Below are 15292 nucleotides of genomic sequence, written 5' to 3'. Positions count from 1 at the left end.
AAATCGTGCTTGCGACTATCGCTCGATGGTCTCAGGTGCGATTTTATTCGTTGTATGTGGTGCTTTATTCATTCAACTCAGAGGTCGCAGAGGCTAAAACGGGTCTTTTCTGGTGTTACCAAATTGTTTAAAAGTAAATAATTTGTGTTGTTAATGTAATGCTTAATAAGGTTTTAGCATGTTAAATGCTAGTAATAGTAAGAAAAAACGGTGGTTATTAGATTTTTCGTAGTACTTTTCAATCGCCGAATTAACAAATGGAAAACCCCTTTAAAACAATGGTTTTGTGGCAATAAGTGACCGCTTGTTTAGTTTATGTGTGTTTTTTAGTAGCAATAAGTGTGATCTATGTTGTCAGTTCACCGTTGACTTGAATCTCTCCCAAAATAATATCGACTGCCTGCGTAAATTTCTTTTACCGCAGCATTATAAAAATTATTCGTTCTACATAAACGAACAAATTCAAGAAAGAAGTCAGCAGATAATAAGTCGGACAGAAGTATCCGACCATGTTTGGGAGTAGTAATAACATGGCAACACCATCTTTGATTGCAAAGTGCGTAAAGTTCAGTTTAGTTGCAGCTGCAGCCTCAGCAGTAAGCGCCCCAGTAGCGTTTAATGCCGTCGCAGAAGAAGTAGCAAACGCTAACGTTGAACGCATTCAAGTAACTGGTTCACGGATCCAACGTACCGACCTCGAGAACGCCACACCAGTAACCGTATTGTCAGCAGACGACATGGCGAAACAAGGTTTTACCAACGTACAAGATGCACTTGAGAGCTTAACGGCTACCACCAGTGCAATGACAGGCCAAGAAGTTCATGGTTTTACCCCAGCAGCTTCAAGCATCAGTCTTCGTGGTGCAGGTGCCAACCGTACCCTTACCTTAATTAACGGTAAACGTTTAAACCAATACCCTAAACCAGCCGGTGGTACCAACAACTTTGTTGATACCTCAAACATCCCAATGGATGCGGTTGCTCGTATTGAAGTTCTAAATTCAGGCGCGTCGGCCATTTATGGTGCCGATGCGGTAGGTGGTGTGGTAAACATCATCCTAAAGCGCGATTTCGAAGGCGTTTCACTTAAGTACCGTCATGCCGATACTCAACACGGCGGCGGTGGCAGTGACCGTGTTTCACTGTCTATCGGTAGCACCGGCGATCGTGGTAACGTGTCGACCTTCCTAGAGTTCACGGACACCGCTCAATTGCGCGCCGTTGACCGTGAAAACTTCGGTTTACACACAGATAAGGTTCCTCATAGCCAGTATTCAAGCTATAGCTCATATGGAGCACGTATCGCGGGTCTAAACGGAGCTCAAGGATACAGCCTTGATGAGCAAACCTGTACCGATCGTGGTTTCTTGTTCCTAGAAAACGGCATCTGCGGTTGGGATCGTTCTAAGCAGCGTGATTTGGCTCCAGAGTCTCGTCGTTTCACTTCTACCACCAGTTTTAACTACGAATTGTCAGATGACGTTTTGTTCGTAGGTCGTATGGACTTTGGTGAAGCGCGCTCTATTACTCGCATTGAATCCATGGCCGATGACGGTTTCGATGTAAATGTTAATGGCAACTCGGTTACCATTTCTTCTGTAATTGCGGGTGAATTGGTTACCAAGACCTATAACGACAAGAACCAAGCGCTTGGTGGCGATTTTGCTAACCTAGCTGACGGTGACTACTACTATGTTCGTCGTCTGCACGAGTTTGGTAATCGTACCACCGACACTAAAACCCAAAACTACTTTTTCTCTGGTGGCTTTGAAGGTGACATCAGTGATTTCCACTGGGATGCATCTGCTAACTACGGTAAAACCAGTTTAGACGTTCAAAACGGTGGTTTTGCTACTCAACAAGGCGTTTGGAATCACATTACTCAAGGTGATTGGGGTAAATCTTACCTTGAAAACTTCACTAAAGATGAAGTTGCTGCGGCGTCTTACTCACCATTTGAGAAAGCAGACTCAAGTTTGCTAAACGTGCAAGCTAACTTAACCGGTACCATGTTCGAAGTGCCTGCAGGTTACGTAGACTTTGCATTCGGTGCAGAATGGAGCCGTCAAGATTACTCTTCTGACTCTGATTCAGAGTCTAAGAAAGGCACCATCATCAGTACTGGTGGTTCATCAGGTCAAGGTTCTCGTGATTTCTGGGCAACTTACCTAGAAATGATCATTCCAGTTACCGATACTCTAGAGCTAAACGCGGCTGCGCGTTACGACCGTTATAGCGATTTTGGTGGTAACTTTACGCCGCAACTAGCGGCTGAGTATCGTCCGATCGATGATTTATTGGTTCGTGCGTCTGTTGGTGGCATTTTCCGAGCACCGGATATGCACCGTGTATATGGTGACCCAACAGCGGGATTCAATACAGTAGTTGACGTTAAGACTTGTGTTGAAAACGGCGGTGAGCCAGGTGTTCCAAATAACGACGATTTCTTAGATCGCGTTTGTAACGAGCTACACATTGACGTTACTACCGGTGCCAACAAAGACCTAAACCCCGAGAAAGGCTACACAGCTAATCTAGGTGTGGTGTATAGCGGTCGCAAGTGGAACGCGTCAGTGGATTTATGGCAGTGGAAACTGGATGACATGGTAAGCAGCATCTCTGCAAATACTGCTGCTACTAACCCAGACATTTACGAGCACATGATCACTCGTGATCCAGTAACCGGTGAAATTATTCATATCAACAGTGTTGCGCAAAACTTAGCGTTCCAAAAAACCACTGGTGTTGATTTTGAAGCTGGCTACGGTTGGGATTTAGGTGGCTTGGGTGATTTAAACCTACACTCTAACGGTACTTACTTCATTAAGTCTGAGAGTCAAGCTAACCCAACCAACCCAATCGTTGACGATTACGAAGAAGGTGGTTTACCTCGTTACCGTGTAAACGCTAACCTAACTTGGTTGGTTGCTGACTTCGAAACCACGCTAGCGGGTCGTCACATCTCCGGTATGAAAGGTATTCAAAACACCTCAATTCCTGGTGAAGTACCATCGCATACCACTTGGAACCTAACCAGTGCGTATAACATTACCGACTCCGCTAAGTTAACGGCAGGTGTTGTGAACATGTTTGATAAAGGGCCAAACTTTGACCCAACTTACACGTCATGGCCACACTACCCACGTCACGTATACAACGCTCGCGGTCGTGAGTTCTTCGTAGAAGCTGAAGTTAAATTCTAAAGCTGACTATCGATACCAAAAAGGGTTCGCATTGCGAACCCTTTTTTATTAGCGACTGGCGTAAGCTCATCAAAGCTCGCACAAAGGCAAAGCTGGAGAGCGTTGTTGTAAATAGTGAGCATGGCAGTGGGCACAGCGCTGGGCAGTGGGGTTGGCCATTAAAAGCTCATCTTCTATAGGCTCCTCGCAATCAGCACACAAAGTAAACACGCCTTGTTGGTATTGAAACCAAGCCGCTTCTAAATCAACAACCCGTTTAATTTGCTCAGGGCTTAACGCCTGTCGATAAGCACTGATAGCCGTAAATTGCTCGTCTGGCTTAAGAGCCCGTATCGCGGCGATTTGTTGTGCCGATAGACTATCAACTAGCTGGGCGATGACCTGCTCGCTATGCTGCCTCAGCAACTGGTGGGCGATTTCAACTTTCATGGTAAACAGCGAATATTTGATGACTCATTGGCATCAGCATACGGATGCGTACCAAAAGTTTTAATGACTTAAGTCAACCTAAAAGCACTCATCGCAAAAAGTTGACCGAGCCTTGATCCAGCTCAAAAGAAAAATAGAAAAACAAGCTCCCCAAAAGAACTTTGGGGACGTACCCCTGGTTCTATAGAGAACTTTGGGGACGTACCCCTGGCTCTATAGAGAACTTTGGGGACGTACCCCTGGCTCGGGGACGTACCCCTGGCTCTATAGGGACGTACCCCTGTGGATAACTTGCCACTGGGGTACGTCCCCTTCGATGAGCTATTTACTTGGTGGGAATGGATTTAAGTAGCTCTACCAAGAGTTGCCAATATTGTGCGACCGACTCAATATGAACTTTTTCATCCGGTGAGTGGGGGAACTTAATGGTGGGGCCAATGGAAACCATGTCCATGTCTGGGTATGGCTTTTTGAAAAGGCCGCATTCTAATCCCGCGTGTATCACCATGATATCGGGTTCGCGTTGGAATATTTGTTGGTACACTTCACGTACTAATGCCATAACTGGAGAGCTGTTGTCCGGTTTCCAACCAGGATAGGCGCCAGAGAACGAAGCGTTGCCGCCTGCCAACGACGCAATTGCCGCCAGCATACTCTCTACATTATTACGAGAACTGTCGTCTAGCGAGCGAATCAAACAAAGCACGGTGGCTTTGCCGTCAACAACACTGACTACACCCATATTCAAAGAGGTTTCAACCACGCCTTCGATGGCGTTGCTCATGCGAATCACACCGTTAGGGCAAGCATGCATCATGGCCACTAGTCGATGCTGTGAATCGGCTGTCATTACTTGAGAGGCAGAGTTGGACTCTTTCAAGGTGATGCTAAGGTTAGGCTCGGCAAGCGCAAGCTCTTGGGTAACCGCTTGGGTGAACTGGGCGACATAAGCTTGCAAGGCATTACTTTGTACAGCATCCACGCTAAAGACTATCTCGCCTTCTCGTGGGATGGCGTTACGCAGGGAGCCGCCTTTAATATCCGCTAAAGCAAGGTTTAAGTCGCTCGGGGCATTGAACAAAAAGCGAGCCAATAGTTTATTGGCGTTGCCGCGGCCTAAGTGAATGTCACAACCCGAATGACCGCCCTTAAGGCCGGATACGTTCACCGTGAAGTGATGGCTATTAGAGGCAACCGCTTGATAGTCCAAGTCCAATGTTAGTGATGCGTCAATGCCACCGGCGCATCCCATATAAATTTCACCTTCTTGTTCGGAATCGGTGTTAATTAGAATGTCGCCGGTAAGGCTGTCGGATTGCAGACCAAAGGCTCCCGTCATGCCCGCTTCTTCGTCAATGGTCAGTAGGACCTCCAGTGGGCCGTGGGCAATATCGTCGCTGCCCAGAACCGCAAGCGCTGAGGCCATGCCAATGCCATTATCAGCGCCTAAGGTAGTACCGTTAGCGGTTAGCCACTCACCATCAATGATGGTCTCAATTGGGTCGGTTACAAAATCGTGTGCTTTATCGTTGTTTTTTTGAGGCACCATATCAAGGTGCGCTTGCAAGACCACTCCTTTGCGGTTTTCCATACCGGCGGTCGCAGCTTTGCTAAGAATCAAATTGCCGACGTGGTCTTGTTTAATGGAAACGCTTGGCTGAGTTTCTACCCAAGCTTTAATGTGTTCGATGAGTTTAGCTTCGTGTTTCGAAGGGTGAGGGATAGAACAAATTTGTTCGAACCACTGCCATAAAGGCTGAGGAGAAAGCTGTTGCAAACTTGCCACGAATAAGCTCCTTTCAAGGCGAATTAATAAACGTCGAGAGGCAATATATCACAGCATTTTGACCTTGTTAAAAAGCGACACTGGCGTTTTCATTAAAACCCGTAAATAATGATGTCCACAATAATCATAACTACGCTCCCTTGAAGGAATATTTAATGTCTTCTTTGCAATACCATCAAGTTACCGATCACGATGCCATTTTCAGCGACAGCCAGTGGGATGCCATTGTGCTGCTAACGCCGACCTTAACGTTAGAGAACTACCCGGAAATCAGTCAGCTTGTAAACCACGCCGCACACGTCGATGCCGGTATCAGCCAGCAAACCAGCTTGTTGCTGGCTCCAGGATTAGCTGGCGGACGTTTGGTTGTGGCCCCAGTTGCTAAGGCTGACGACCCGTACAGCGATGTTCGAGTTTACGCAAACGCGGCAGAGCAGGGCATTAAAAGAGCGCTAGCGGCGGGGGCTAAAGCGCCTTTGCTTATCGTAAATAAAGATGAACAGCGTGATAATGAATTTGCGGAGTCGGTAGCGGCTCTAGCAGCGGCACAGGCATTGTGGCAACCCCTTGAAGGGCGAGAAGCCGGTGTTAAAAGCGCCAATCTGGATCGCTTAGGGCTGTTGTCAGAAGAGGTGGACGCGGATCTTTTAAATGCCTTAGAAGCGGGGCGTTATTTAGCGCGTGATCTGTGTGGTACTGATCCTGAGCGCATGGCACCTCCGGCCTTTGCCGATTACCTTGTGCAACAGTTAGCAGATAGTGGCCTAAGCGTCAGTGTTATTAGCGACGAAGCCACCTTACGCGCCGACTATCCGCTATTGTCTGCAGTCTCTCGAGCTTCCTTCGCGGTGGCGAGACATTGTCCCCGTGTTGTTCGAGTTGAATACCGTCCACAAGGTGAAATTACTCGCACCATTGTGATCGCAGGTAAGGGCGTTACTTATGATACCGGCGGCGCAGATCTTAAAGTCGGTGGCGCAATGGTGGGCATGAGTCGAGATAAAGGCGGGGCAGCGGCGGCTGCTGGACTGATGAAATCACTTAGCATTCTCAAGCCACAAGGCTTGCACGTTATTGCAGAGTTAGGCTTAGTGCGCAACTCCATTGGCTCCGATTGCTTTGTGCCGGATGAAATTATTACCAGTGCGGCAGGGGTTCGAGTACGAATCGGTAACACGGATGCGGAAGGGCGCTTGGTGCTTGCCGATGTGATGACGCACCTGCATAAGGACTATGGCGATGCCCCCAACGTGGAAATGTTCTCCATCGCCACCTTAACCGGCCACGTGGTTCGTGCCTATGGCGGCTACACCGCAGCGGTGGAAAACCAGGCTGCGCGCAAGCTTGGAGTTGCCAACGACATCCAATTACGCGGTGAAGCACTGGGTGAGCCTCTGGAAATCAGCCGCCTGCGTCCAGAAGATTTTGACTTTATCAGCGCAACGTCCAGTGCTGATGACGCGTTATCGGCTAATAATGCGCCCTCGTCGGTGACGGCCCGCGGCCATCAATTCCCAGCGGCGTTTTTAGTGAAAGCTTCGGGCGTAAATGAATCGATGCCTTATACCCATTTAGACATCGCTGGCTCGGCGGTCAGCGGCAATCCGCACTACGGAACCCCAACTGCCACTCCCATGGTTGGGCTGTTGGCCTATTTGCTTAAATAGTCGTAAATAACGGCGAATCGCAAGCGCTAAAATGACAAAAAGTGGCTACTGGTGAGCCACTTTTTCTTTAGGTAATTGTTTACAATTTAGAGCAATTGCCGCACCATTTATACAGCCGCTAATTTAGCGATTTATTGGATTATTAATCACCCACAGCTAACAGGATGTCCCATGCTGGAAAAACTGTTCCAACTTAAACAAAACAACACCACGCTTAAGCAAGAAGTTATCGCGGGTATCACTACCTTTTTAACCATGGCCTACATTATTTTCGTCAACCCAGCGATGCTGGTTGATGCAGGAATGGATCATGGTGCCGTTTTTGTCGCGACCTGCTTAGCGGCGGCCATCGGATGCTTTATTATGGGGTTTTATGCCAACTACCCAATTGCGCTAGCGCCGGGCATGGGGCTTAACGCCTTCTTTACCTATTCGGTGGTGTTAGGCATGGGCTATAGCTGGGAAACCGCGCTCGGTGCCGTATTCCTATCCGGTATCTGTTTCTTATTTTTATCGCTTATAAAAATTCGAGAGTGGATTGTTAATTCAATACCCATGTCACTGCGCACAGGCATTGCCGCTGGTATTGGACTATTTTTGGCGATTCTAGCCCTTAAAAATGCCGGTATTATTGTAGGCAGCCCTGCAACCTTGGTCACTCTAGGTGATGTTACCTCGTGGTCAGCATTAATGGCTGCGATAGGTTTTTTTGTCATCATTGCCTTAGTTCATCGAGACATAAAATCGGCGGTGCTTATCAGCATTGCTCTGGTGACCATTATTTCGATCATCAGTGGCCATGTGACCTATACCGGCATCATTTCTATGCCACCATCCATTGCACCGACGTTCTTGAAAATGGACATTGCTGGAGCACTCGAAATATCAATGATCAGTGTGATTTTCGCATTCCTTTTTGTCGATCTTTTTGACACATCCGGCACTTTAGTTGGCGTGGCTCAGCGCGGCGGAATGCTAGATGAGAAAGGGCGCTTACCTCGCTTAGGTCGCGCACTCACTGCCGACTCCACCGCCAGTATTGCCGGTGCCGCGCTAGGTACCTCAACAACCACGTCGTACATCGAAAGTACCGCGGGTGTTGCTGCGGGAGGGCGAACCGGTCTTACTGCGGTAACCGTAGGAGTGTTATTCCTATTCGCGTTATTTTTCTCGCCGCTTGCCGGCATGGTACCTGCGTATGCCACGGCGCCTGCCTTGTTCTTTGTTGCTATTTTAATGATGTCAGGCTTAGCCACGGTAGACTGGCACGATTTAACCGAAGCGGCTCCCGTTGGCGTGGTGTGTTTGTTAATGCCGCTGACATTCTCTATTGCCACAGGCATTGGTTTTGGTTTTATTGCCTACGCCGTCATTAAAGCCATGTCAGGACGTTTTAAGGATTTAAATGCCGGTGTTATCGTCATTGCATTGCTGTTTGTCCTAAAATTCGCCTATCTGTAAAACAAGCTAGCTGCAAAGCAACCTAATCCAAACGCCTGTGCTTAATGAAGTACAGGCGTTTTTTGTGGGCTGCTAAGACGATATTGTGTAAAAGCGACTTGGGAAATCAGGCGTTGCTCACATATTAGCCATAGCATTGATGGCGTGTCGCTCGCCATCGAATACACTGACCGATATAAACTTTCGGTGTTGGTGGTAGGTAAAGAGCTCGATGAATGCTATTTCTCGATTACATACAGTAATACTAACGATCATCTTATCCCTTGTTAGCCTGTCAGCGAGTGCGTCGGCAGCTAACCAACCGACGCTGCTCATTAAGCTAAAAAGCGGTCACAGCATAGCTCAGTTAGACCAACAGCTTTCGTCTAAATACCTCGATTCATCAGCCAAACCCATGTTTAAGCAAGCGCGCTTGCGCCACGCTAAGCCTGGTAGCAAGACCGCTCAGTTAAAACGTTGGTATAGCGTAAGCAACTGCGATCAAGCTTGCATTGAACAATGGCGCTCGAACCCGTCGGTAGAATGGGTTGAGACGCCGGTGTATCGAACTTTGGATAGCACAAGTAGCAACACCAGCAGTGACGAGCAAAGCAAAGACCGCTGGCACATCGACGCCATAAAGCTTAGGCAAGCTCGGGATTGGCTCACCCAAAATGGCGCCAATAACGATCAGCCCATTGTGATTGCGGTCATCGATTCAGGGGTGGACTATAGCCACTCAAAAATTGCCCCCTACATGTGGCGAAACCCAGGTGAAACCGCCGTTGCAGGCTATGAAAATGACGGCATAGACAATGATGGTAACGGCTTTGTTGATGACGTTTACGGTGCGTCTGTGGCGGGCTTAATTGCTGACCATAGTGGCGATCCAATGGATAGCCAAGGTCACGGAACCCACGTAGCGGGCATCATCGCTGAGCAAATCGCTTTGCTGCAAGACAGCGGCATCGGGCCCATTAGAATTATGGCTATAAACGCCACCAAAGCAGGCATATTATCCAGTGTCGACATCGCAGAGGCGGTGGATTATGCCCGAGCCAATGGCGCCGATATTATTAACATGTCCTTTGGCGGCCTTGAGCCATCACAGGCTGAGCGCGAAGCCATTGAAGCGGCTTACGAGTCCGCGGTGCTGGTCGCTTCTGCGGGTAACAATGGCCGGGTTAATGCCGCTGGCTGCCAAGTGCAAGCGGTGCAAAAGTATTACCCAGCAGCGTATCCGTTTGTCATTGGCGTGATGAGCTCGCAAAAAGATCCCAACCCCAGCGGTACCTTCTTGTATAAAGGGTCTAATTGGGACTGCAATCCATTCGACGACGTTGAATACAGTATCATGGCGCCAGGAGTTGCCATATGGTCAACCTTACCCGGTGAGCGTGAAGCTAGTTGGAACGGTACCTCTATGGCCAGTCCAATGGTGGCAGGCGTTGCGGCATTGGTGCGTCAGCAGTATCCCGACAAACAAGAGTACCCAAGCCGGTTCGTGGTTAATCAGGTGATTAATAGCGGGCCCGTGCTACCTGCCAAACTGCTGTCCGACGCAACCACCTTAATCGAATATCGGCAGCTCGATGCCCACGCTGCCTTAACCGCATCGCCACAACCTGTGCTCAGTCTTGATAGTCACTATTTTTGGAAGTCTCGCACGGATTTGCCAAACGATGCCGCGAGCAATCCACCGTTGTCCAGTTTAACCGCGGGGCAATCAGTGGACATTGGCTTGTTATTGAACAACCTTAATGGCCAAGCCAATGACATCAAGGTGACATTAACGGCGGTGGACGACCGTAATCAAGCGGTTGACTGGATCCGTTGGCAGCAAAATCAACAGGTGTTAACCAGCAGAGATGGCCATTTTCAAGCCAGCAACGGTTTGCGCTTTGACGCCTCTAATGGCGTAATTGGCTCTGAACAACCGTTTCGTTTCAGCATCGCCGACACCATCGACAGTGCCACCACACTGACCTTTATTGCCAGCATTGACGCTGGCAACCAGTTTGACCCAAATAACCAATATCGTTATCCGTCCCAGTTGACCTTTAGGGTAACGGTGAAACCTGCTGCTCACTCTAATGAGTCTGGCGGTGCCTTTTGGTGGAGTACTTTAGCGCTTTTGTTAATGCGACTATACAGGCGGCGCTGACACCGAGCTAGTTGACCAAAATTCAATTCCTTTTCTGTATGGCTAGGGCTAGACTGAAATTAAACAGCCGTTGCTAGAGGCGCTAACATGCAGAAAGTGAGACAGCACTACCAACGCGTTGTGGTGAAGCTTGGTACCAGCGTTCTCACCGGTAACAGTGACCGCTTAAACCGCAACGTAATGCAGCAACTGGCACAGCAAATGGCTCAGCTGCGCAATCAAGGCATTGACGTTATATTGTGTACATCGGGTGCCATTGCGGCTGGGCGCGAACATCTCAATTTTCCCATCTTGTCTGAAACCATGGCTGATAAGCAGTTGTTGGCGGCGGTAGGGCAAAGCCAACTGATACAAGGTTGGCAATCGTTATTCCAAGAGCACCACCTGCAAGTAGGTCAATTGTTACTAACTGGCGCTGATCTTCGTAACCGCAAGCGTTACCTTAACGCTAAAGATACGCTAAGTGCATTGTTAGAGCACGGCATCATTCCCATTATCAACGAGAATGATGCGGTAGCCACCGCAGAGATAAAAGTGGGGGATAACGATAATTTATCGGCGCGTGTGGCGCTGTTAGCGCAAGCTGATTGTTTGCTGTTGCTCACCGATCAGGCCGGCTTGTTTGATGCAGATCCTCGCCTTAATTCAAACGCTCAATTGATCCAGGAAGTGCCTTATATCAATGAAGAAATAGTAGGCTTGGCTGGCGGCAGTTCAAGCCATTTAGGCACCGGTGGAATGCTGACAAAGTTGCAAGCTGCAACCATAGCCCAACGCGCCGGAATCGACGTTGTAATAGCTGCTGGGGCAGAGCCTAATGTGATTGTGGGGCTGGCTAACCACGAGCGTATAGGAACCCGTTTTCCTGCGCAAAGCTCTCCGCTGGAACGGCGCAAGCAATGGTTGCTGGCAGGCCCTAAAGTCAGTGGCGCGCTGGTTATCGATGCGGGGGCAGAGCAGGCGTTAACGCAAACCGGACGCAGTTTACTAGCCAAAGGCATAGTCGAGCGTCAAGGTTTGTTTCAACGAGGCGACATGGTGCAGTTACTCAATGAAACCGGCTCAGTCATCGGCAGAGGGCTTTGTCGCTATGATCACGACGAGGTTGAAAAAATAAAGGGGCTGCATTCAGCTAACATTACTCAGGTTTTAGGATACGATTACGGCAAAGTGGTCGTTCACCGCAATGATATGGTGCTAGAGGCATAACGATGACGGACTTACTAACGATTGGGCGCAATGCAAAGCAAGCGTCACAGCAACTTTCGCAACTGAGCAGTAGCCAAAAAAATACGCTATTACAAGCCATTGCACAGCAATTGAAGCAACATCAAGATTCCATCTTAGCAGCCAATGAACAAGATATGAAAGCGGCAAAAAGCCAAGGGTTAACCCATGCCATGCTCGATAGGTTGCTGCTTAATCATGAGCGTTTACAAGGCATAATAAATGATATTGATAACGTCATAGCGTTGGCCGACCCCATTGGTAACGAAACAGAAAATCGATTGCTTGCAAATGGCCTAGAGCTGAAAAAGCGCTCCATTCCGCTTGGTGTGTTGGGGGTTATTTATGAAGCACGTCCTAATGTCACGGTGGACATATCGGTATTGGCACTTAAAGCGGGTAATGCTGCCATATTGCGAGGCGGGCGAGAAACTCGGTTGACCAACCTTGCCTTGTTGCACGCCATTGAGTGTGCGCTCACCGAGCAAGGTGTGGCTAAAGCCGCCATTCAGCTCATTAGCGACCCCAATCGCGCCTTGGTGGGAGAATTACTGCGTCTCGATCAATACGTGGATATGATCATTCCCAGAGGTGGGCCCAAGCTGCAACAGCTGTGTTTGGAGCAGGCTACGATTCCGGTGATCACGGGCGGTATTGGTATATGCCATTTGTATCTGGATAAACACGCCGACTTTGACAAAAGCTTAGCGGTTATTGTTAACGCTAAGGTTCAGCGTCCCACAGTGTGTAACGCCTTAGATACGCTACTCATACATAGTGATATTGATACCAATACCATGGCATCAATGCTTGCAGAGCTTGAGAGACAACAGGTGCAGTTAAAAGTGTGTGAGCGGGTGGCGCAACGCCTACCGGCCTATGCTCAACACAAAGCGACGGCCGTTGATTTTGACCAAGAATGGTTAAGCTTGGTACTTGGCGTAAAATTAGTGGATGACGTTGATGCTGCCATTGAGCACATTAGCCAGCATTCCTCAGGACACTCAGAAGCCATTTTAAGTGATGATAACGACACCATTAACCGCTTTGTCGATAGCGTTCAATCGGCGGCGGTATACGTTAATGCCAGCACGCGTTTTACCGATGGCGCTGAGTTTGGACTGGGTGCGGAAGTGGCGGTGAGCACGCAAAAATTGCACGCTCGAGGTCCAATGGGACTGGAGGCACTCACCAGTTATAAGTGGATTGCAAACGGCAACTATACACCGAGAAGTTAACCGTCATTGGTGATAAAAAAACGCCAAATCCAAGCTAGGATTTGGCGTTTTGCTATAAGTAAGAGCTATTACTAGGCGGATGCTTTGGCTTTAGCACCTTTGTTTGGACAGTTACCTTTGCATTTTGATGCCTTGCAATTTTCGCAGCCTTTGCACTGTTTGCAATCGCCGCTCTTACACTGTTCGCAGCTGCCGGTTTTGCACTCTGGGCAAGCGCAGTTTTTACAGCTACCGCTTTTGCAGTCGGCACAGCCATGGGCTTTTGCTTTAGCGGCATGCGGGCATTTAGCCGACTTGTCGCCATGAGGGCACTTAGCGCCTTTATTTGGGCAGTTACCTTTGCATTTGGACGCTTTGCAATCTTCACAGCCTTTACAGTGTTTGCAATTGCCGCTTTTGCACTGTTCACAGGTGCCGGTTTTGCACTCTGGGCAAGCGCAGTTTTTACAGCTACCGTTTTTGCAGTCGGCACAGCCATGGGCTTTTGCTTTGGCGGCATGCGGGCAATCACTGCGCTGGCCATCGGTCATGTGGGCGTGGTGGTGCTTATCCAACTGTTTCACGTATTCAGGCTTTGCCATAGTTGGCATGGAAAGGGTCAGCGTAACGGCCGCAAGTAATGCGATTAAATGTTTCATTTTTATAGCTCCGGGTTAGAGTTCCGATAAATTTTTAATAGTTCATAGGCAGCGCTAGGCTGCTTGAATAAAGCGATGTTGCGATGTTTTTTAAAAAAAACTTCTCGGAGGGGGATTGTCTTGCGTCGCGTGCAGTCGATAAAAATGTTCGTCAATGGACGCAGGCAAGCTGGTCACCTTGGGTATGGATACTGAGCTATCTAGACTTGAAATGGCATTGTAGGAGATGCTTTCGGAGCAATGTTTGCAGTCGTGGTGACAAGGATCGGCCGGTGCCGGTTCGCAACAGTCGTCGGCATCGTTATTATCAATGGCTTCTGAGGGACACATTGCGCTGCTCACTACAGACCACGGACTTTCAATGGCGACACCTTGTAAGGAGACGCACAAAAGCAACATGATTGTTAGAATGTGATGACGCATCTAAGCCCAATTCTACTCAGCAAAAATTCAACGGTAATGTACTTAATTTGCGCCTAAATAGCAGCGATCAGGATCACGCTAAATCTAACAAAGCCCGAATGTCCGTTGGATTTTTTAGCGGTTTGATGCTGTCAAACAAAGGGCGAGCCTGTGGATAGCTTCGAACCAAATAGGTAAACCACTGTTTGACACGATTAGCAAAATATAAACCTTTATCGCCTTCCATCTCTAAGTGACTGTAACGCTTTAGTAGTTCAATCAATTCTGGCCAGCTCATAGGTGACTGTTGTTGCTTAATGATGCAGCCCAAATTGGGATGATTTAAGGCGCCACGACCCACCATTAAGTCAACACAACCGGTTTGGCTTTGGCAGGCAAAGGCACTGGCGTGATCGACAATGTCGCCATTGGCCACCACATTAATGTTCAACGCTTGGCGAATGTCGTGAATGCGCTGCCAATTGACGGTTCCGGCCCGATAGCCGTCTTCTTTGGTGCGGCCATGTACCGCTAACTCGCTAGCTCCCGCGCGTTCTATTGTGCCGGCTATATCCACCGCATGCTGGCTAGAATCCCAGCCTAAGCGCATTTTAGCGGTAACTGGCAAGTGACTGGGAACCACTTGGCGAACGGCATCGATGACGTTGAAAATAGCTTGAGGATCTTTAAGCAACACGGCACCGCCGCGACTTTTATTAACTAACTTGGCCGGGCAGCCAAAGTTCAGATCAACACCGGGAGAGCCAAGCTCAACCGCGCGTTTAGCATTCGCGGCCATTTTTGCTGGGTCTTGGCCAAGCAGTTGTACCCGCACAAGGGTGCCCGATTGCGTTAGTGAGCCATTTTTTAGCTCCGGACAAAGCTTAAAGAAACTGCGCTCTGGTTGCAGCCCATCCGATACTCGGACAAACTCTGTAACACATAAATCATAGGGGTTAATTTGGGTGAGTAACTCACGCATTAGGTGATCAAGTACCCCTTGCATTGGTGCAAGTATCAAGCGCATAGCGATAATCTTCGTTTAAAATTTCTAGTCAAAACCAGTCGGAAGTCTACTCCTTTTAAGAATGAATCCTA

The 15292-nt window shown here is 48.6% G+C and carries 11 protein-coding genes; 6 read left to right on the top strand and 5 right to left on the bottom strand.

Annotated features, from left to right (window positions below):
- The first annotated feature begins 530 nt into the window (after positions 1-530).
- A complete protein-coding gene (locus CLC91_RS08505) occupies positions 531-3203 on the top strand; it encodes a TonB-dependent receptor (protein ID WP_095498499.1) in 2673 nt (890 codons plus the stop codon).
- 69 nt (positions 3204-3272) lie between these two features.
- Here CLC91_RS08505 and CLC91_RS08500 read toward each other — a convergent pair whose 3' ends face one another.
- The gene (locus tag CLC91_RS08500; protein ID WP_095498498.1) at positions 3273-3632 is read right to left on the bottom strand and encodes a TraR/DksA C4-type zinc finger protein; all 360 of its coding nucleotides are present in this window, start codon (positions 3630-3632) and stop codon (positions 3273-3275) included.
- Positions 3633-3957: 325 nt separating this feature from the next.
- Complete coding sequence (locus tag CLC91_RS08495) at positions 3958-5418, bottom strand: aminoacyl-histidine dipeptidase (RefSeq protein ID WP_095500253.1); 1461 nt, start codon at positions 5416-5418, stop codon at positions 3958-3960.
- Positions 5419-5573: 155 nt separating this feature from the next.
- On the opposite strand from CLC91_RS08495, the gene CLC91_RS08490 reads away from it, so the two are divergent.
- The 5 genes from CLC91_RS08490 (at position 5574) to CLC91_RS08470 (ending at position 13154) form a co-directional block, all read left to right on the top strand.
- Positions 5574-7085: a M17 family metallopeptidase gene (locus CLC91_RS08490; protein WP_095498496.1), complete on the top strand. Its 1512-nt coding sequence runs from the start codon at positions 5574-5576 to the stop codon at positions 7083-7085.
- 171 nt (positions 7086-7256) lie between these two features.
- Positions 7257-8546, top strand: a complete 1290-nt coding sequence (locus tag CLC91_RS08485) for an NCS2 family permease (protein ID WP_095498495.1) — start codon at positions 7257-7259, stop codon at positions 8544-8546.
- A gap of 211 nt (positions 8547-8757) precedes the next feature.
- Entirely contained in the window at positions 8758-10689 is a 1932-nt protein-coding gene (locus tag CLC91_RS08480) for a S8 family serine peptidase (protein ID WP_095500252.1), read from the top strand.
- An 87-nt stretch (positions 10690-10776) separates the two neighbouring features.
- The gene (gene proB / locus CLC91_RS08475; protein WP_095500251.1) at positions 10777-11898 is read left to right on the top strand and encodes a glutamate 5-kinase; all 1122 of its coding nucleotides are present in this window, start codon (positions 10777-10779) and stop codon (positions 11896-11898) included.
- Between the two features lie 2 nt (positions 11899-11900).
- Complete coding sequence (locus tag CLC91_RS08470) at positions 11901-13154, top strand: glutamate-5-semialdehyde dehydrogenase (protein WP_095498492.1); 1254 nt, start codon at positions 11901-11903, stop codon at positions 13152-13154.
- A 71-nt stretch (positions 13155-13225) separates the two neighbouring features.
- Here the strand turns inward: CLC91_RS08470 and CLC91_RS08465 are convergent, their stop codons facing one another.
- From CLC91_RS08465 to dusC, 3 genes are all read right to left on the bottom strand, one after another.
- Positions 13226-13792, bottom strand: a complete 567-nt coding sequence (locus CLC91_RS08465; protein WP_125828487.1) for a hypothetical protein — start codon at positions 13790-13792, stop codon at positions 13226-13228.
- Positions 13793-13882: 90 nt separating this feature from the next.
- Positions 13883-14215, bottom strand: a complete 333-nt coding sequence (locus tag CLC91_RS14900; protein ID WP_125828486.1) for a hypothetical protein — start codon at positions 14213-14215, stop codon at positions 13883-13885.
- A gap of 73 nt (positions 14216-14288) precedes the next feature.
- The gene (dusC, locus tag CLC91_RS08460) at positions 14289-15221 is read right to left on the bottom strand and encodes a tRNA dihydrouridine(16) synthase DusC (protein WP_095498490.1); all 933 of its coding nucleotides are present in this window, start codon (positions 15219-15221) and stop codon (positions 14289-14291) included.
- Between the last annotated feature and the right edge of the window lie 71 nt (positions 15222-15292).

The organism is Paraferrimonas haliotis (assembly GCF_002282895.1).
Classification (GTDB): Bacteria; Pseudomonadota; Gammaproteobacteria; order Enterobacterales; family Shewanellaceae; genus Paraferrimonas; species Paraferrimonas haliotis.
The sequence above is the reverse complement of the archived record's forward strand: the minus strand, read 5'-3'. Positions and strand labels throughout refer to the sequence as shown.

Coding starts and splice junctions, on each gene's coding strand:
- CLC91_RS08500 (WP_095498498.1), bottom strand. CDS start 3,632: ATGAAAGTTGAAATCGCCCACCAGTTGCTGAGGCAGCATAGCGAGCAG.
- CLC91_RS08470 (WP_095498492.1), top strand. CDS start 11,901: ATGACGGACTTACTAACGATTGGGCGCAATGCAAAGCAAGCGTCACAG.
- proB (WP_095500251.1), top strand. CDS start 10,777: ATGCAGAAAGTGAGACAGCACTACCAACGCGTTGTGGTGAAGCTTGGT.
- CLC91_RS08465 (WP_125828487.1), bottom strand. CDS start 13,792: ATGAAACATTTAATCGCATTACTTGCGGCCGTTACGCTGACCCTTTCC.
- CLC91_RS14900 (WP_125828486.1), bottom strand. CDS start 14,215: ATGCGTCATCACATTCTAACAATCATGTTGCTTTTGTGCGTCTCCTTA.
- CLC91_RS08505 (WP_095498499.1), top strand. CDS start 531: ATGGCAACACCATCTTTGATTGCAAAGTGCGTAAAGTTCAGTTTAGTT.
- CLC91_RS08485 (WP_095498495.1), top strand. CDS start 7,257: ATGCTGGAAAAACTGTTCCAACTTAAACAAAACAACACCACGCTTAAG.
- CLC91_RS08480 (WP_095500252.1), top strand. CDS start 8,758: ATGAATGCTATTTCTCGATTACATACAGTAATACTAACGATCATCTTA.
- CLC91_RS08490 (WP_095498496.1), top strand. CDS start 5,574: ATGTCTTCTTTGCAATACCATCAAGTTACCGATCACGATGCCATTTTC.
- dusC (WP_095498490.1), bottom strand. CDS start 15,221: ATGCGCTTGATACTTGCACCAATGCAAGGGGTACTTGATCACCTAATG.